This is a genomic window from Pseudooceanicola aestuarii (assembly GCF_010614805.1).
Classification (GTDB): domain Bacteria; phylum Pseudomonadota; class Alphaproteobacteria; order Rhodobacterales; family Rhodobacteraceae; genus Pseudooceanicola; species Pseudooceanicola aestuarii.
Window position 1 is genome coordinate 129,872 of sequence record NZ_JAAFZC010000003.1, and the last position, 16,739, is coordinate 146,610.

17 protein-coding genes are annotated in these 16,739 nt (G+C 66.4%); 9 read left to right on the plus strand and 8 right to left on the minus strand.

Annotated elements, in window-relative coordinates; translation table 11 throughout:
• Positions 1-8 precede the first annotated feature (8 nt).
• Complete coding sequence (locus G5A46_RS16960) at positions 9-812, minus strand: SDR family oxidoreductase (RefSeq protein WP_163851443.1); 804 nt, start codon at positions 810-812, stop codon at positions 9-11.
• Positions 813-1,088: 276 nt separating this feature from the next.
• On the opposite strand from G5A46_RS16960, the gene G5A46_RS16965 reads away from it, so the two are divergent.
• The gene (locus tag G5A46_RS16965; RefSeq protein ID WP_163851445.1) at positions 1,089-1,754 is read left to right on the plus strand and encodes a TetR/AcrR family transcriptional regulator; all 666 of its coding nucleotides are present in this window, start codon (positions 1,089-1,091) and stop codon (positions 1,752-1,754) included.
• Here G5A46_RS16965 and G5A46_RS16970 read toward each other — a convergent pair.
• The 6 genes from G5A46_RS16970 to G5A46_RS16995 all read right to left on the minus strand — a co-directional run bounded on the left by G5A46_RS16970 (position 1,751) and on the right by G5A46_RS16995 (position 6,854).
• Positions 1,751-2,269: an RES family NAD+ phosphorylase gene (locus G5A46_RS16970; protein ID WP_163851446.1), complete on the minus strand. Its 519-nt coding sequence runs from the start codon at positions 2,267-2,269 to the stop codon at positions 1,751-1,753. The genes G5A46_RS16965 and G5A46_RS16970 overlap by 4 nt on opposite strands.
• A complete protein-coding gene (locus G5A46_RS16975) occupies positions 2,269-2,619 on the minus strand; it encodes an MbcA/ParS/Xre antitoxin family protein (RefSeq protein WP_163851448.1) in 351 nt (116 codons plus the stop codon). The genes G5A46_RS16970 and G5A46_RS16975 overlap by 1 nt, the downstream gene beginning before the upstream one ends.
• A 65-nt stretch (positions 2,620-2,684) precedes the next feature.
• A complete protein-coding gene (locus G5A46_RS16980; protein ID WP_239521057.1) occupies positions 2,685-4,331 on the minus strand; it encodes an AMP-binding protein in 1,647 nt (548 codons plus the stop codon).
• 74 nt (positions 4,332-4,405) lie between these two features.
• Positions 4,406-5,566: an acyl-CoA dehydrogenase family protein gene (locus tag G5A46_RS16985; RefSeq protein ID WP_163851450.1), complete on the minus strand. Its 1,161-nt coding sequence runs from the start codon at positions 5,564-5,566 to the stop codon at positions 4,406-4,408.
• A complete protein-coding gene (locus G5A46_RS16990) occupies positions 5,566-6,366 on the minus strand; it encodes an enoyl-CoA hydratase family protein (protein WP_163851451.1) in 801 nt (266 codons plus the stop codon). The genes G5A46_RS16985 and G5A46_RS16990 overlap by 1 nt, the downstream gene beginning before the upstream one ends.
• Entirely contained in the window at positions 6,363-6,854 is a 492-nt protein-coding gene (locus G5A46_RS16995) for a MarR family winged helix-turn-helix transcriptional regulator (protein ID WP_163851452.1), read from the minus strand. Before G5A46_RS16995 ends, G5A46_RS16990 begins: the two co-directional genes overlap by 4 nt.
• Before the next feature lie 181 nt (positions 6,855-7,035).
• On the opposite strand from G5A46_RS16995, the gene G5A46_RS17000 reads away from it, so the two are divergent.
• The 8 genes from G5A46_RS17000 (at position 7,036) to G5A46_RS17035 (ending at position 14,276) form a co-directional block, all read left to right on the plus strand.
• Positions 7,036-7,866, plus strand: coding sequence for an alpha/beta hydrolase (locus G5A46_RS17000; RefSeq protein WP_163851453.1), 831 nt, complete (start codon positions 7,036-7,038; stop codon positions 7,864-7,866).
• 122 nt (positions 7,867-7,988) lie between these two features.
• Positions 7,989-9,179, plus strand: coding sequence for an ABC transporter substrate-binding protein (locus G5A46_RS17005; protein ID WP_163851454.1), 1,191 nt, complete (start codon positions 7,989-7,991; stop codon positions 9,177-9,179).
• 26 nt (positions 9,180-9,205) lie between these two features.
• Positions 9,206-10,123 carry a branched-chain amino acid ABC transporter permease gene (locus G5A46_RS17010; RefSeq protein WP_163851455.1) on the plus strand — a complete coding sequence of 306 codons (918 nt, stop codon included), beginning with the start codon at positions 9,206-9,208 and terminating at the stop codon, positions 10,121-10,123.
• Positions 10,123-11,115, plus strand: coding sequence for a branched-chain amino acid ABC transporter permease (locus G5A46_RS17015; RefSeq protein WP_163851456.1), 993 nt, complete (start codon positions 10,123-10,125; stop codon positions 11,113-11,115). Before G5A46_RS17010 ends, G5A46_RS17015 begins: the two co-directional genes overlap by 1 nt.
• A complete protein-coding gene (locus G5A46_RS17020) occupies positions 11,112-11,867 on the plus strand; it encodes an ABC transporter ATP-binding protein (protein WP_163851457.1) in 756 nt (251 codons plus the stop codon). The genes G5A46_RS17015 and G5A46_RS17020 overlap by 4 nt, the downstream gene beginning before the upstream one ends.
• Entirely contained in the window at positions 11,867-12,553 is a 687-nt protein-coding gene (locus G5A46_RS17025) for an ABC transporter ATP-binding protein (RefSeq protein WP_163851458.1), read from the plus strand. Before G5A46_RS17020 ends, G5A46_RS17025 begins: the two co-directional genes overlap by 1 nt.
• Before the next feature lie 21 nt (positions 12,554-12,574).
• Positions 12,575-13,021 carry a cupin domain-containing protein gene (locus tag G5A46_RS17030; protein ID WP_163851655.1) on the plus strand — a complete coding sequence of 149 codons (447 nt, stop codon included), beginning with the start codon at positions 12,575-12,577 and terminating at the stop codon, positions 13,019-13,021.
• A gap of 4 nt (positions 13,022-13,025) precedes the next feature.
• Positions 13,026-14,276 (plus strand): flavin-dependent oxidoreductase, encoded by a 1,251-nt coding sequence (locus tag G5A46_RS17035; RefSeq protein WP_163851459.1) that lies wholly within the window; start codon positions 13,026-13,028, stop codon positions 14,274-14,276.
• Positions 14,277-14,371: 95 nt separating this feature from the next.
• Here the strand turns inward: G5A46_RS17035 and G5A46_RS17040 are convergent, their stop codons facing one another.
• The gene (locus G5A46_RS17040; protein ID WP_163851460.1) at positions 14,372-16,657 is read right to left on the minus strand and encodes a bifunctional salicylyl-CoA 5-hydroxylase/oxidoreductase; all 2,286 of its coding nucleotides are present in this window, start codon (positions 16,655-16,657) and stop codon (positions 14,372-14,374) included.
• Between the last annotated feature and the right edge of the window lie 82 nt (positions 16,658-16,739).

Below are 16,739 nucleotides of genomic sequence, written 5' to 3' on the forward strand. Positions count from 1 at the left end.
TTGCCCCCTTACAGCCGCGCGGGCATGCGCAGCCCGCCGTCCAGCCGGATGGTTTCGCCGTTGATCATCGCGTTCCCGATGACAAAGCGCGCGGCATCGGCAAAATCTTCGGCCGTTCCCGCCCGCTTGGGAAAGGGCGGCAGCGCGGCAAAGACCACATCGCGGGATTTTTCCGGCAGGCCTTCGGTCATCGGGGTGCGAAAGACGCCCGGCGCGATGGCGGCGATACGGATCGCGTGGTCGCCCAGCTCGCGCGCCAGCGGCAGCACCATGCCCGCCACGCCACCCTTGGACGCGGCATAGGCGGCCTGGCCCATCTGGCCGTCGCTCGCCGCGATGGAGGATGTCAGCACGATCACCCCGGCCTCGGCCCCGTCCGGCCCGGCGCGGCCCCGGCGGATCATTTGCGGCACGGCGCAGCGGATGCAGTTCAGGCTGCCCATCAGGTTGATGTCCAGTACGCGCCGGAATTCGGCCAGATCCATCGGTGCGCCGCGGCGTGTCACCGGGCCGGGCGTTGCCACGCCAGCGCAGCAGACCAGGATCGACACCGGGCCATGCGTGGCCTCGATCCTGTCGAAACAGGCCTCTGCCGCGGGGTCGTCGGACACGTCGAGCGGGAGGGCGTGAATGCCCAGATCGGCGGCCACGGCGGCGGCGCGGGCGCCGTCCGCGTCCAGAATCACCACCCCGGCGCCCGCGTCGCGCAGCATCCGTGCGGTGGCCAGTCCCAGCCCCGAAGCGCCGCCGGTGACCACCGCCAGCCGCCCCGCGAGCGGGGCGGGCACACCTGCCTCGACTTGTTGGTTCATTGTCCCCCCTGCGGCCCGCTTGCCGCCCCTGCGATGGCGCTGGCCCCTCCCGGCCGGCGCGGTGTTACTCTGTAGTAACCATTGGCGTCGGAACCTAGCCATCGCGCCCGAACCTGTCAACTTGGCGTGATGACAAAAGTGTAACCATATGGAAATGAACATCTTTCCACGATATCTCATTGCGCAGCTTGTACACCGGGACCAGCTTTGTCACATTTCGCCCGCGTCCCGGCAGGGCAGCAAAATCGGGTGACCATGGAAAAAGGGCGGGGCGGCATGGGCGATTCAGATACGGATTTTCGGGAGATGATCGCCGATGGCTGGCGGGAGGCGCTGAACGATTCGGAGCGCAAGCAGGAGATGCGTCGGCTGTCGCTGGTGCGTGCCGCCGGGCGGGCGTTTGGCCGCAAGGGATTTCACAAGACCACGCTGGACGAGATCGCGACCGAGCTGTCGGTGACCAAGCCGATGCTCTACCGCTATGTCAAAAGCAAGCAGGAGATCCTGTACGAATGCCACCGCATCGCCATCAGCATGGCCGAAGAGGCGCATTCCGCCGCGATGTTGTCGGGCCGCACACCGCTGGAACGGATCAGTCATTTCGCGGAGGATTACGTCGCCCGCATCACCAGCACGCTGGGATCCTGCGTGGTGCTGACGGAATTCTTCTCGATGACGCCAGAGGATACGGCCCGCATCCAGACCCGGCGCGCCCGGCTGGACCGCGAGCTGCGCGCCCTGGTCAGCGATGCGATCGACGCCGGGGAAATCGCGCCCTGCGATCCGAAACTGGCGGTGTTCTTCTTCATGGGCGCGATCAACGGCATCAGCCGCTGGTTCATGGCCGACGGACCGATGGAAGGGCCGGAGATCGCCCGCGTCTTTGCCGCCCATATCACCGCCAGCCTCAACCCCACGGGCAAGACGGCGCTGGCCGGTTAGGGCGCGCGGGTCAGGCGGTTCTCGTCGTCGATGACCGCCAGCCGGTCGTCGCCGCCCTTGTTCCAGCGCCACAGCACCATGTTCAGCTGGTCCGCCCGCGCGCCATGGGCATAGCTGCGCACCAGCAGCGCGGCATAGCCGTCCGCTTGCAACCCTTTGGCGAATTCCTGCGTCGGGACGGTCTGTCCTTCCAGCATGGCGGTGCGCCAGCCGGGGTCGGCCAGGGCGGCGGCGTCGATGTCGCGATCCGCCAGCGCGGTGTCATCGCGGGTGTCGAATACCGGTCCCAGATCGGCGCGGTAGGCGACAAGCGTGGTGGGTTGCAGATCGCCGACCTGATTGGCTTCCCGCAGGGCAGTAACAGGGTCCAACGCGGTATATAGGGTCTCTGTTCCCTTCTGGTTGAACCGCCCGCCGAACAGCGCCGCGCCGCGCCCGGACAGCGGGTCGCGGGCATAGACAGGGTTCAGCGCGCGGTACAGCCGCCCGACGAACCGGCCAGATTGCAGCGGCATCAGGCGTAGACGCCCGCATCCACCGCATCAATATAGTCGAGAACCTGATGCGCCTTGCCTTCGCGCACAAGTTGCATGGCGGTGCGCCCGTCGAACCCCGGAAGCGGCTCCGAACGGTACCAAGCATAGGCCATCAGGTCCGAGCCGAAGCGCGGTTCGACCTTGTTCAGAACCTCGACCAATTCGCGCAGGCGGCGTTGCGTCCGGTCGGAGTTGATCCGCGCCCGGCGTTGCAGCGCATCCTTGCCCAGCCCGACGGTCTGGGCGACCTCCTCGGAGGAGGTTCGCAGCACGGCGGCAATCTTGCGGGGGTCGAACAGACCTGCCTCGGCATATTGGGTGAGGGGCATGATTGGGCTCCTGACAGTGATACTGACAGTATATAGCGTCAGTATCACCGGTAATCAAGGCCGCCTCAGCCCGGCGCCTTCAGGCGAAAACGCTGGATCTTGCCGGTTTCCGTCTTCGGCAACGCGTCGATGAACAGGACGGAGCGGGGGTATTTGAACGGCGCGATCGCCGCCTTGACATGATCTTGCAGGGCCTTGGTCAGCACCGCGTCGCCGGCATGGCCGGGCGCCAGCACCACATGGGCCTGCACAATGCTGCCCCGGTCGGGATCGGGGGCGCCGATCACCGCACATTCGGCCACCGCCGGGTGGGACAGCAGCGCCGCCTCGACCTCGGGTCCGGCGATGTTGTACCCGGAGGAGATGATCATGTCGTCATTGCGCGCGGCGAAATGCAAATAGCCGTCGGGGTCCATGACAAAGGCGTCGCCGGTGACGTTCCAACCGTCCAGCACGTAGCCCCCCTGCCGGTCATCGGCCAGATAGCGGCAGCCGGTCGGCCCGCGCACGGCCAGACGGCCCACTGTGCCGCGCGGCACCTCCTGTCCCGCATCGTCGATCACGCGGGCCTCGTAGCCGGTGACCGGCTTGCCGGTGCAGGCGGGGCGGTGATCGTCGAAACGGTTGGAGATGAAGATATGCAGCATCTCCGTCGCGCCGATCCCGTCCAGCATCGGCTTGCCCGTCTTGGCGATCCATTCGTCATAGACCGGGGCGGGCAGCGTTTCCCCCGCCGAAACGGCGGCGCGCAGGGAGGACAGGTCGGCGCCGTCCTCCATCGCCTTGAGCATCACGCGATAGGCCGTCGGCGCGGTGAAGGACACCGTGGCGCGGTATTTCTGGATGATCTCGATCATGTTGGGCGGGCTGGCATTTTCCAGCAACGCCGCCGCCGCACCAAAGCGCAGCGGGAACACCGCCAGCCCGCCCAGACCGAAGGTGAACGCCAACGGCGGAGAGCCGACGAACACGTCATCGGGGGTCACGCCCAGAACCTCCCGCGCATAGCCGTCGGCGATGATCAGCAGGTCGCGGTGAAAATGCATCGTCGCCTTGGGCGATCCGGTGGTGCCGGAGGTGAAGCCCAGCAGCGCAACGTCGTCCCGGCCGGTGTTCACGGCTGTGAACTGAACCGGTTTCTCCAGCGCCAGCCGGTCCAGCTCCGCATCGTGGTTGGAGGTGCCGTCGAACCCCACGACGGTCTTCAGGAAGGCGCTGGACTTGGCGCAGATTGCCATTTCATCCATCAGCCGCGTGTCACAGAAGGCGAATTGGACCTCTGCCTTGTCGACGATCTGGCCCAGCTCTCCGGCGCGCAGCAGGGGCATGGTGTTGATCACCACGGCCCCGGCCTTGGTCGCGGCCAGCCAGACGGCGACCATGGCGGGGTTGTTGGCGGAGCGGATCAGCACGCGGTTGCCGGGGCGCAGGCCCAGATCGTCGACCATGGCGTGCGCCAGACGATTGGTCCAATCCGTCAGCTCCTTGTAGGTGCGGCGACGACCGTTGCCGATCAGGGCGGTTCGGTCACCGTGACCCCGTTCGACCATCGCATCCGTCAGCTCTACCCCGACATTCAGGTGTTCGGGATAATCGAACCCACCCAGCTGGAAGTCGGGCCATTGGTCCGGCGGGGGCAGGTTGTCGCGGGTAAAGGTGTCCACATGGGCCGATGGGCCCAGCCGCGCCGCAGCCGAAGCGGATGCCATCATGATCGTCATACTCCCAGTTGGCCGTGGCCCGGATCTTTGCGCCCGGATCTGCGGCGGGTGTCAGGCCCGCGCGATCATGTCGCGCGGGCGGAATCGAGTGTCTGGCGCGCGATGATCACCTTTTGCACGTCCGAGGCACCCTCGTAGATGCGCAGGGCCCGGATCTCCCGGTACAGCCGTTCGACGACCGCGCCGCTGCGCACGCCGTCGCCGCCATGCAGCTGGACGGCGGCGTCAATGACCTTTTGCGCCTCGTCGGTGGCAAACAGCTTGGCCATCGCGGCCTCCCGGCTGACGCGCGGGGCGCCGCTGTCCTTGGCCCAGGCGGCGCGGTAGACCAGCAGGGCGCTGGCATCGACGCGCAGCGCCATCTCGGCCAGATGGGCCTGCACCATTTGCAGATCGGCCAGCGGTTTGCCCTGCACCTGCCGGTCATTGACCCGTGCCAGCGTTTCGTCCAGCGACCGGCGGGCAAAGCCCAGACCGGCGGCGGCCACCGTGGTGCGGAACACGTCCAGCACCGACATGGCGATACGGAACCCTTGCCCGGCCTCGCCGATCAGGGCGGATTTCGGCAGCCGCGCGCCGGTGAACCGCAGAGTGGCCAGCGGGTGCGGCGCGATGGTATCCAGACGTTCGGCGATCTCCAGCCCCGGCGTGTCGGCGGGCAGGACAAAGGCCGACAGCCCCTTGGCCCCCGGCCCCTCCCCCGTGCGGGCAAAGAGGGTATAGACATCCGCAATGCCGCCGTTGGAGATCCAGGTCTTCTCCCCGTCCAGCACCCAGGCATCGCCGTCATCACGGGCGGTCATGGTGGAATTGGCCACGTCCGACCCTGATTGCGGTTCGGTCAGGGCAAAGGCGGAAATCGCCTGCCCCGTGCGGGTCAGCGGCAGCCATTCATCCTGTTGCGCGCGGGTGCCGAACAGCGACAGCGCCCCGGTGCCCAGCCCCTGCATGGCAAAGGCGAAATCGGCCAGACCGTCGTGCCGGGCCAGCGTTTCGCGGGTCAGGCACAGGGTTCGCACGTCCAGGGGCCGTGGATCGGCAGGGTCCACGGCTGACGGGTTCAACCAGCCGTCCGCCCCCAGCCGCGCGACCAGTGTCCGGCAGGCGGCGTCGGTGTCGTGGTGGTCGATCGGTCCCAGCCCGGCCGCCCAATCGTCCAGCGCGATGGCATGGGCCTTGTGCGGGGCGTCCAGGAACGGCCAGTCGAGAAAGGAACGGTCTGCCATCAATCGCCCCCGAACACGGGGGTTTTCCTGGCCACGAAGGCCTCGTAGGCGCGGGTGAAATCGGCGGTTTGCATGCAGATCGCCTGGGCCTGCGCTTCGGCTTCGATCGCCTGGTCCAGTGACATGGACCATTCCTGATTGATCATGGTCTTGGTCATCATGTTGCCGAAATTCGGACCGCCGGCGATGCGCTGCGCCAGGTCGCGCGCCGCGCCTTCCAGATCCTCCGCCGGGACAAGGCGGTTCCAGAAGCCCCAGGCCTCCCCCTCGGTCGCGGACATGGAGCGCCCGGTATACAGCAACTCCGCCGCGCGGCCCTGGCCGATGATCCGGGGCAGCATGGCGCAGGCGCCCATGTCACAGCCCGCCAAACCGACGCGTGTGAACAGAAACGCGCATTTGGCATCCGGGCTGGCCAGCCGCATGTCAGCAGCCATGGCGATGATCGCGCCGGCGCCGACACAGATGCCATCGACGGCGGCGATGATCGGCGTCCCGCAATGCAGCATCGCCTTGACCAGGTCGCCGGTCATGCGGGTAAAGGTCAGCAATTCCTTCATCGACATCTTTGTCAGCGGGCCGATGATGTCATGCACATCCCCACCGGAGGAGAAGTTGCCCCCGTTGGAGGCAAAGATGACGGCCTTGACCGTGTCGTCCTGCGCCAGGTCGCGGAACCAGTCGCGCAGCTCGGCATAGCTGTCGAAGGTCAGGGGGTTCTTGCGGTCCGGACGGTCCAGGCGGAGCGTGGCAATCCCGTCCTCGATCTCGCAGCGGAAATGTTCGGTATCGGCCTTCATGGGGTCTCCTCCTCATTATGGGGCACCGCGTCGAAACGGTCGGAGAAGATGCGCGCCTCCTCCGGCGTGAAGTCGTCCAGCAATTCGTTGATCCAGGCTTCGTGCGCGGCGGCCTGGCGGGCAAAGACCTCCTGGCCCTTGCGCGTCAGCCGCACGAGAGAGGCGCGGCGGTCGCCCGGCACCTGCACGCGCACCACCAGCCCCTCTTCGGCCAGGCGGTCCACGATCCCGGTGACATTGCCGTTCGACACCCGCAGCACGCCCGACAGCGCCGACATCTTCAGCCCGTCGTCGAACCGGGCCAGCGCGGCCATCACGTCGAACCGGGGCAGGGTGCTGTCGAATTCGCGGCGCAACCGTTCACGCAGCACCTGTTCCACCCGGCGGGTGCTTTTGAGCATCCGCAGCCACATCCGCAGACGCGCCTTGGTCAACGGGTCCGGGGCGGGATTTCCCTGAGGGTCGGCGTCGGGGCCAAGCAGCGCCACTGGCACCTCCTGCGGTGGTTTCGTCAGATTTTCATCAAACGCTAGAAAGCGGGGAAAAATATTTCAAGCAAAAAAGATTTGAGCTTGAAATATATTTTGCGGCCCGTAACGATACTTGCAAGACCGGCGTGTCGTGGCTTGCAAAGCCCGCCCGCCAGGCAGGAAAACAGGGAGATCGCCCGTGGTCGTCTTTGACGTGACGGATTGGGACGCCGCCTATGAAAACGGTCGCAACATCCCCGGCGGGTCGGAATACCCGGCGGCCTGGGTGGGCCCGGCGGCGGCGTTTCGCGACCAGGCGCGGGGGGAGATCGATGTGCCCTACGGCCCCGGAGACCGTCACCGCTATGACCTGTTTTTGCCGCAGGGCGCGCCGCGCGGGCTGTTTGTCTTCGTGCATGGCGGCTACTGGGTGGCGCTGGACAAATCCTACTGGTCCCATCTGGCGGCGGGACCGGTGGCGCGGGGATGGGCCGTGGCGATGCCCTCCTATGACCTGTGCCCGACGGTGGGTATCGCGCAGATCACCGATCAGGTCGGCGCCGCGATCACCCATGCGGCGGGGCAAGTCGCAGGCCCCGTCATCCTGTCGGGCCATTCGGCCGGCGGCCACCTGGTCAGCGCCATGATGTGCCACGACAGCCCCCTGCCGCCGCAGGTGCAGGCCCGGCTGGCGCATGTGGTGTCGATCTCCGGCCTGCATGACCTGCGCCCGATGCTGAACACCACGCGCAACGCGCAATTGCAGCTGGATCTGACCACCGCCGAGGCCGCCAGCCCGGCCCTGAAACGGCCCCTGCCGGGGGTGGACCTTACCGCCTGGGTCGGCGGGGGAGAGCGTCAGGAATTCCTGCGCCAGACGCAGCTATTACCCAACATCTGGCATGGGCTGGGCGCGCGCACCGCTGCCGTGGTGGAACCCGATCGCCACCATTTCAACGTGATCGACGGCCTGGCCGATCCGCATTCGCCGCTGACGCGTCGCGCCCTGGCCCCCGCGGAGGAGCGCTGACCATCGAAATGACTTGCATCCGTACCGCCGCGCGCCACTCAATGCGGGGCAGTCGGGCGCCAAAGGGCCGAAGGCCCGACCAGACGGCAAAGCCGCGTGATACCAACAAGGGAGATAACGACATGACAATCAAGACCAAATTGATGGCCACCACCCTGGTGGCCCTGGGGCTGAGCGCCCCGGCGATGGCGCAGGATGTGCCCGCCTCTGCCCAGGATGATGTGCTGAAGATCGGGCTGGTCTACACGCTGTCCGGCCCGCCTGCCGCGCTTGGCGTTCAGGCGCGCGACGGCTTCATGCTGGCGGCCGAAAAGATGGGCGATATTGGCGGCATGAAGACCGAGATCATCGTCGTCGATGATGAGGGCCGTCCCGATCTGGCCGCCGACAAGGCGCGCGAACTGGTGCAGCGCGACAATGTGGATTTCGTGGTCGGGCCGATCTTTTCCAACATCCTGATGGCGATCCACCAGCCCGTCACCAGCACCGGGAACATCCTGATCTCCACCAATGCCGGCACGTCCAACTTTGCCGGGGCGGAATGCAATCCCAATTTCTTCACCACCTCCTACCAGAATGACCAGAACCACGAGGTCATGGGCGCCTATGCGGAGCAGCAGGGCTACAAGAACGTCTTCCTGATGGTGCCGAACTACCAGGCCGGCAAGGACAGTGTCGCGGGGTTCAAGAATTCCTACACCGGCGGCGTCGCCGGCGAAGTCTATACCGAGTTGGGGCAGCTGGATTTCTCGGCCGAGCTGGCACAGATCGCCGCATTCCAGCCGGATGCCATCTTTACCTTCATGCCCGGTGGCATGGGCGTGAACCTGGTCAAGCAATATGCGCAGGCCGGGCTGGATTCGATCCCCTTCCTGTCGGCGTTCACCGTGGATGAGACCACCTTGCCGGCGACCCAGGACGCGGCCGTCGGCCTGCTGGGCGGGGCCAATTGGGCGCCTGACATGGACAACGCGGCCAATCAGGCCTTTGTCGCCGATTACATCGCGAAATACGAATCGGTGCCCGGCACCTACGCGATGCAGGCCTATGACGCGGCCCAGCTGATCAACAGTGCCGTGGCCAAGGTTGGCGGCGATCTGACCGACCGCGACGCCCTGCGCGCGGCCATCCACGCGGCGGATTTCGACAGCCCGCGCGGCGACTTCTCCTTTGGCGCGAACAACTACCCGGTTCAGGATTTCTACCTGGTCGAGGCGGTGAAGCGTGACGATGGTTACTACGGCACCTCGGTGAAGGAGAAGATCTTCGACGATTACGTCGATAACTACGCCGACGCCTGCGAGATGCAGTAACCGGCCGGGCGAGGGGGATTGCATCCATGATGAACCTGTTCGTGCTCCAGCTCCTCAACGGGGTTCAGCTGGGGGTTCTGTTGTTCCTGATCGCGGCGGGGCTGACCCTCGTTTTCGGGATCATGGATGTGATCAACCTCGCCCATGGCGTCCTGTATATGGTCGGGGCCTATCTGATGGCGACCTTTGCCGCGCTGACGGGCAGTTTCTGGTGGGGTCTCCTGCTGATGCTGCCCGCCGCCGTGGTGGTGGGGTTGGTGCTGGAGGTCGTGGTGATGCGCAGGCTATACGCCCGGTCGCATCTGGATCAGGTGCTGGCGACCTTCGGCCTTGTGATGATCGCCGGAGAGCTGGTGGAAATCACCTGGGGCACCTCGCCGCTGTCGGTTGCCATGCCGGACCTGCTGTCGGGCGCGGTGCCGCTGATGGGGCCGCTGAAATATCCCGTCTATCGTATCGCCATCATCGCCGCCGGGCTGGCGGTGGCGGGCGGGCTGTATCTGTTGGTCAATCACACGCGCATCGGGATGCTGCTGCGCGCAGGCGCCACCAACCGTACCATGGTTTCGGCCCTGGGAGTTGATATCAACCGGCTGTTCGCCATCGTCTTCACCCTGGGCGCGGTGCTGGCCTGCCTGGCCGGGGCGCTGGTCGCGCCGATCCTGTCGGTGGATACCGGCATGGGGGAAAGCGTGCTGATCCTGGCCTTTGTCGTCGTCGTCATCGGCGGCATCGGATCGGTCAAGGGCGCGTTCCTGGGCGCGCTGATCGTGGCCGTGGTGGATACCGTGGGCGGCGTCTTCGGCCCGATCTGGCTGCGCAGCGTTCTGGATCCGGCGGCGGCGGGCCAGATGGGCCGCGTGCTGGCGCCGATGCTGGTCTACATCCTGATGGCGGTGATCCTGTTTGCCCGTCCCGCCGGCCTGTTCGGGAGGCGCGCCTGATGTCGGACCTGTCCACCCCCCTGGGTCTGCCCCGCCAGCCGATGCTGGCCGGCCGGACCCGCGCGGCGCTGGCGCTGTTCGTGCTGTTCGCGCTGCTGCCGCCGCTGGCCTCGGCGCTGAATGATCCGTTCTACGTGCTGATCGGCACCCGTATCCTGGCCTATGCGATCGCCGCCATGGCGCTGGACCTGATCCTGGGCTTTGGCGCGCTGGTGTCGTTCGGCCATGCCGCCTATCTGGGGTTCGGCGCCTATGCGGTGGCGGTTCTGTCCAGCATGGGGATCAACGACCTGTTCGTGCAGATCGCGGGCGCCATCGCCGTATCGGCCGTCTTTGCACTGGTGACGGGGGCGATCTCCCTGCGCACGCGTGGGGTCTATTTCATCATGATCACCCTGGCCTTCGGGCAGATGGCGTTCTTCTTCTTCATCTCGCTGTCGGCCTATGGCGGCGATGACGGCTATTCGCTGGCGCGCCGCTCCACCGTGCTGGGGCAGGACATGCTGGCCCATGATTACGGCCTCTACTACATGGCGCTGGCGCTGCTGATCGCCCTGTTCGTGCTGTGCAACCGCATTGTGGCCTCGCGGTTCGGCCGCGTCTTCACCGGCATCCGGGAGAACGCCACCCGGATGGAGGCGGTGGGCTACGCCCCGTTCCGGTATCAGCTGACGGCCTTTGTCATCTCGGGCTGCATCACCTCTGTCGCGGGGGTTCTGCTGGCCAATCAGGCGCAGTTCGTTTCTCCGGCATTCATGTCCTGGCACCGCTCGGGCGAGTTGATCGTGATGGTCGTGCTGGGAGGCGTGGGCACCCTGACCGGCGGCATCGCCGGGGCCGTGGCCGCGCTGCTGCTGGAGGAATGGTTGGGCATGTTGACCCACCATTGGCCACTGCTGTTCGGGATCTTCCTGGTGCTGATGGTGCTGTTCTCACCGCGCGGGCTGACCGGCCTGCTGGAAACGCTGGGACTGGGAGGGCGCAAGCAATGACCGGGCTGAGCATCCGCAACCTGTGCAAGACTTTCGGCGCGCTGAAGGTGACGGACGATGTGTCCCTGGAGATCGCGCCGGGTGAAATCCACGCCATCATCGGGCCCAACGGCGCCGGCAAGACAACGCTGATCGCGCAGCTCTCGGGGCAATTGCCCAGCGATGCGGGCAGTGTCACGCTGGGCGATCGCGACGTGACCGCACTGGCGATGCCGCAGCGGGTCAAGCTGGGGCTGGCGCGATCGTTTCAGATCACCTCCATCCTGCCGGGGTTCACCGCGCTGGAAAACGTGGCGCTGGCGGTGCAGGCGCGCAGCGGGTCCAGTTTTCGCTTTTTCCGGGCCGTCACGCGGGAGGAGGCGCTGAACCGCGCCGCGCTGACCGCGCTGAAGGAGGCCGGGCTGGCCGACCGGGCGCAGGAACGGGCCAGCGCGCTCAGCCATGGGGAACACCGGCGGCTGGAACTGGCCATCGCCCTGGCCACCGAACCGCGTGTGCTGCTGCTGGACGAGCCGTTGGCCGGCGTGGGCGGGGAGGACGCGGAAGCGTTCGTTGCCCGGCTCAAGGCCTTTCGCGGGCGCTTTACCATGGTGCTGATCGAACATGACATGGAGGCGGTCTTTGCCCTGGCCGACCGGGTTTCGGTGCTGGTCTATGGACGTATCATCGCCACCGGCACCCCGGCGGAGATCCGCAACGACCCCCAGGTGCGCGCCGCCTACCTGGGCGAGGAAGAAGAGGGGGCCGCCTGATGTTGCAGGTCAAGGGACTGGAAGCCGCCTATGGCGAAAGCCGCATCCTCTTCGGGGTGGATCTTCATGTGGACCAGGGCGAGGTGGTGACCCTGCTGGGCCGCAACGGGATGGGCAAGACGACGACGGTGAAGTCCATTTTCGGCCTTCTGGCGCCGCGCGCCGGGCAGGTCACCGTGGACGGGCGCGACCTGACCGGCGCCGATCCCCACCAGGTGGCCCGCGCGGGGCTGGGCCTGGTGCCCGAGGGGCGGCAGATCTTCCCCACCCTCAATGTCGAGGAAAACCTGCGCGCCACCGCCCGCACGGGCAAATGGACGCTGGCCCGGATCTACGACCTGTTCCCGCGCCTGCACGAACGCCGCCGCAACATGGGCAACCAGCTCTCTGGCGGCGAACAGCAGATGCTGGCCATCGGCCGTGCGCTGATGACCAATCCGCGTCTCATCGTCCTGGACGAGGCGACCGAGGGTCTGGCCCCCCTGATCCGCGCGGATATCTGGGCCTGCCTCGCCCGGCTGAAAGCCGAGGGCGAGGCGATCCTGGTGATCGACAAGAACGTCGATGCCCTCACCCGTTTTGCCGACCGGCATGTCGTGATCGAGAAGGGCCGCGTGGTCTGGACCGGCAGCACGGCCGATATCCTGGCAACCCCCGACGTGAAGGACCGCTTCCTTCACGTGTGATCCCAGAAAGGACAGAAGATGATGATCCCCGGCGTGACCAAATCCAACAGCGGCATCGACGAAATCTCGTGGAATATCCTGGGTCAGACCTATGTGCCCAAGCAGAAGTCCGAGAACTCGATGGCCTGGCATGCGACCTTGCCCAAGGGCACCTTTGTCCCGCCGCATATCCATCCGACGCAGGATGAATTCATCTATGTCCTCGAAGGGCGGTTCGACCTGTTGCTGAACGGCGTGGAAACCTATGCCGAACCGGGTGACCTGATCCGCATGCCGATGAACATCCCCCACGGGATCTTCAACAAGACCGACAGTACCCTCAAATGCCTGTTCTGGGTCGCCCCGACGGGCAAGCTCTTCGATCTGTTCTGGGCGCTGCACAACCTGGGGCCGGAACCGAATCCGGCCGATGTCGTCGCCGTTTCGGCCAAGCACGAGGTGGATTTCCTGCCCCCCGAGGAGGAGTGACCCCATGACGGTGATCATCGCGGGTGCCGGGATCGGCGGGCTGACGACGGCCCTGATGCTTCATGCGCGGGGCATTCCCGTGCGCCTCTACGAGGCCGCGCGCGACGTGCGGGAGGTCGGGGTCGGAATCAACGTGCTGCCCCACGCGATCCGCGAACTGGCGGACCTGGGCCTGTTGGACGCCCTGGACAAGGTCGGCGTGCGCACGCGGAAGCTGTCCTATCTGACCCGCCAGGGTCAGGAGGTCTGGTCCGAATTGCGGGGGGTGCATGCGGGTCACGAGGTGCCGCAATTCTCGATCCACAGGGGGCGGTTGCAGAAGGTCATCCATGATGCCGTTCTTGCGCGGCTGGGCGCGGACGCGATCCGTACCGGGCGGCGGCTGGAAGGGTTCATCCAGGATGATGGTGGCGTCACCGCGCAGTTCAGCGACACCCGTCTGGGCGGTGCCGGTGAAACCGTCAGGGGCGAGGTTCTGATCTGCGCCGACGGCATCCATTCAGTGGGCCGCCGCAGCTTCTACCCGGCCGAGGGCGCGCCCTCCTGGCAGGGGGTGGTGATGTGGCGCGGCGCCACGGAATGGCCGGTCTGGGAAGACGGGGAAAGCATGGCCATCGGCGGTGGGCTGGGGGGCAAGTTCGTCCTCTATCCCATCGCGCCGCCGGTGAAGGGCAAGCAGCTGATGAACTGGGTGGTCAACATCCGGATCAAGGATGGCGATCAGTCGCCGCCACCGCCCGACAGCTGGTCGCGCCAGGCCTCGCTGGCCGCGGTGCTGCCCCATGCGCTGCGCTTCCATGTGCCGGGCATGGATATCGGCGGGCTGGTGCAGAAGACGCCGGCGATCTTCGAATACCCCATGGCCGACCGCGATCCGCTGCCGCGCTGGACCTTCGGTCGGGTGACCCTGCTGGGCGATGCGGCGCATCCGATGTACCCGGTGGGGTCGAACGGGGCCAGCCAGGCGATCCTGGACGCGCGTTGCCTGGCCGATGCGCTGGCCCGCGCCGAACATCCGCGCGCCGCGCTCTGGGCCTATGAGAAGGAGCGTCTGCCCAAAACGGCCGAGGTGGTGCGCACCAATCGCGTCGGCGGGCCGGAACGGGTGATCGACGAGGTGGAGAAACGCGCGCCCGCCGGGTTCCGCGATATCGACCAGGTGCTGTGCCACGCGGATCGCAAGGCCATCGTCGGCGGCTATGCCTCCATGGCCGGGTTTTCCCGCGTGACGGCACCGCCCGCCGCGCGGCGCTGACTGCCGACACGCTTGGATGCCAAGGGCCGCGCCCCATCCCGGAGGCGCGGCGCTTGCCGTATTTGCAGCGTCTGAGCCGCGCGCGGCGACGGGGATCAGACCTTGAGGCCCAGCCCCTCGCCACGTTCGGCCAGCCGCATCATCTGATCGCGCCCGGCCTCGTAGGGCAGGGGCCATTGGGTGCCGGTATCGCCCAGGGCGGCGGCGGCGTGCAGGGTCCAGTAGGGATCGGCCAGATGCGGCCGCGCCAGGCAGACCAGATCGGCCCGCCCCGCCATCAGGATCGAATTGACGTGATCGGGCTCGTAGATATTGCCGACCGCCATGGTGGGCATGCCCCCCTCGTTGCGGATGCGATCCGAAAATGGGGTCTGGAACATGCGGCCATAGACGGGCTGCGCCTGGGTGCTGGTCTGCCCGGCGGAGACGTCGATGATATCGGCGCCCGCATCACGGAACATCTGCGCGATCTGCACCGCCTCTGCCGCGTCCACGCCATCCTCGGCCCAGTCGCTGGCCGAGATGCGCACCGCCATGGGCTTGTCCTCCGGCCAGGCCGCGCGCATGGCGTCGAAGACCTCCAGCGGGTAGCGCATGCGGTTCGCCAGATTGCCGCCATAGGCGTCGCCCCGCCGGTTCGACAGGGGCGAGATGAAGGAGGACAGCAGATACCCATGGGCGGCGTGCAGTTCGATCATGTCGAACCCGGAGCGATCGGCCATGCGGACGGCCTCCACGAACTGATCGCGGATCGTCTCCATCCCGGCGCGGTCCAGCTCTTTCGGGGCGGTATGCCCGTCGTCCCACGGGATGGCCGAGGCGGAAACGGTCTGCCAGCCTCCGGTCTCCAGCGGATCATCCATCCCTTCCCAGCCCAACTTGGTGGAGCCTTTGCGCCCGGAATGGCCGATCTGCATGCACAATTTCGCCTGCGTCTGCCCATGCACGAAATCGCACAGACGGCGCCAGGCGGCTTCGTGCTCGGGCGCGTAGAGCCCCGGACAGCCGGGGGTGATCCGCCCCTCGGGGCTGACGCATGTCATCTCCGTATAGACCAGCCCGGCGCCGCCCTTGGCCCGTTCGGCGTAATGGGCGAAATGCCAGTCGGTGGGGCAGCCATCGACGGCCTTGTACTGCGCCATCGGAGAGACCACGACCCGGTTCACCAAGGTCATCCCCCGCAGGGCAAAGGGCGCGAACATCGGCGCGCGGCGTGCCTCCGGCGCCCCGGCGCGCGCCTGAAACCAGGCCTCCGCCGCGCCCAGCCAGTCGGGATCGCGCAGGCGCAGGTTCTCGTGGCTGATCCGCTGGCTGCGGGTCAGCAGGGAATAGGTGAACTGCACCGGGTCCAGCGGCAGGTAGCGGTCGATCTCCTCGAACCATTCGGTGGAATTGCGTGCCGCCGATTGCAGGCGCAGCACATCCAGCCGGCGATCTTCCTGATAGGCGGTAAACGCCTCTTCCAGCGTGGGACGGGTGCTGACCAGTTCGGCCAGCGCGATGGCCGATTCCAAGGCCAGTTTCGTGCCCGACCCGATGGAGAAATGCGCCGTGGCCGAGGCATCGCCCAGCAGCACGACATTCTGGTGGTGCCAGGTCTCGCAGAGCACCCGGTTGAAGTTCAGCCAGGCCGAGCCGCGCAGATGCCTGGCATTCGACATCAGGTCGTGCCCCCCCAGATGATCGCCAAAGATCTCCTCGCATTTGGCGATGGTCTGGTCCTGATCCATGGCGTCAAAGCCGATGCCGCGCCAGGTCTCTTCCGAACACTCCACGATGAAGGTCGCGGTGTCGGGATCGAATTGATAGGCATGCGCCCAGACCCACCCCTGCGGCGTCTTCTTGAAGATGAAGGTAAAGGCGTCGTCGAACTTGGCATGGGTGCCCAGCCAGATGAACTTGCACGCGCGTGTGTCGATCTCGGGGCGGAAGGCCTCGGCGAAATGGGTGCGGGTCCGGGAGTTGATCCCGTCGGCGGCCACCACCAGGTCGTGATCGCGGCAGAGCTGGTCGAAATCCTCCACCTCCGTCTCGAACCGCAGCCGCACGCCCAGTTCGCGCGCGCGATCCTGCAACAGCAACAGCATCGCCCGCCGCCCCAGCCCGCAGAATCCGTGCCCGGTAGAGGTGATGGCCACATCTTCCTTCACCACCTTGATATCGTCCCAATAGGCGAATTGGTCGCGGATCGCGGCGGCGCTGACCGGGTCGTTACGTTGCAGGTTGTCCAGCGTCTCGTCGCTGAGAACGACGCCCCAGCCGAACGTGTCATCGGCGCGGTTGCGTTCGATCACCGTGACCTCCGCCTCCGGGTTGCGAAGCTTCAGGCTGATGGCGAAATAGAGGCCGGACGGCCCGCCCCCGATACAGACGGTCTTCATGCGCTTCCCTCCTTGGGGCGTGATCCCTGGGCGAAGTCTTCCACGTCCCGCCCAGACATTTCAAGCCTAAAACTTTAGGCTT

Coding starts and splice junctions, on each gene's coding strand:
- G5A46_RS17005 (WP_163851454.1), top strand. CDS start 7,989: ATGACAATCAAGACCAAATTGATGGCCACCACCCTGGTGGCCCTGGGG.
- G5A46_RS17030 (WP_163851655.1), top strand. CDS start 12,575: ATGATCCCCGGCGTGACCAAATCCAACAGCGGCATCGACGAAATCTCG.
- G5A46_RS17035 (WP_163851459.1), top strand. CDS start 13,026: ATGACGGTGATCATCGCGGGTGCCGGGATCGGCGGGCTGACGACGGCC.
- G5A46_RS16965 (WP_163851445.1), top strand. CDS start 1,089: ATGGGCGATTCAGATACGGATTTTCGGGAGATGATCGCCGATGGCTGG.
- G5A46_RS16975 (WP_163851448.1), bottom strand. CDS start 2,619: ATGCCCCTCACCCAATATGCCGAGGCAGGTCTGTTCGACCCCCGCAAG.
- G5A46_RS17010 (WP_163851455.1), top strand. CDS start 9,206: ATGATGAACCTGTTCGTGCTCCAGCTCCTCAACGGGGTTCAGCTGGGG.
- G5A46_RS17040 (WP_163851460.1), bottom strand. CDS start 16,657: ATGAAGACCGTCTGTATCGGGGGCGGGCCGTCCGGCCTCTATTTCGCC.
- G5A46_RS16970 (WP_163851446.1), bottom strand. CDS start 2,269: ATGCCGCTGCAATCTGGCCGGTTCGTCGGGCGGCTGTACCGCGCGCTG.
- G5A46_RS17015 (WP_163851456.1), top strand. CDS start 10,123: ATGTCGGACCTGTCCACCCCCCTGGGTCTGCCCCGCCAGCCGATGCTG.
- G5A46_RS16985 (WP_163851450.1), bottom strand. CDS start 5,566: ATGGCAGACCGTTCCTTTCTCGACTGGCCGTTCCTGGACGCCCCGCAC.
- G5A46_RS16990 (WP_163851451.1), bottom strand. CDS start 6,366: ATGAAGGCCGATACCGAACATTTCCGCTGCGAGATCGAGGACGGGATT.
- G5A46_RS17020 (WP_163851457.1), top strand. CDS start 11,112: ATGACCGGGCTGAGCATCCGCAACCTGTGCAAGACTTTCGGCGCGCTG.
- G5A46_RS16980 (WP_239521057.1), bottom strand. CDS start 4,331: ATGATGGCATCCGCTTCGGCTGCGGCGCGGCTGGGCCCATCGGCCCAT.
- G5A46_RS17025 (WP_163851458.1), top strand. CDS start 11,867: ATGTTGCAGGTCAAGGGACTGGAAGCCGCCTATGGCGAAAGCCGCATC.
- G5A46_RS16960 (WP_163851443.1), bottom strand. CDS start 812: ATGAACCAACAAGTCGAGGCAGGTGTGCCCGCCCCGCTCGCGGGGCGG.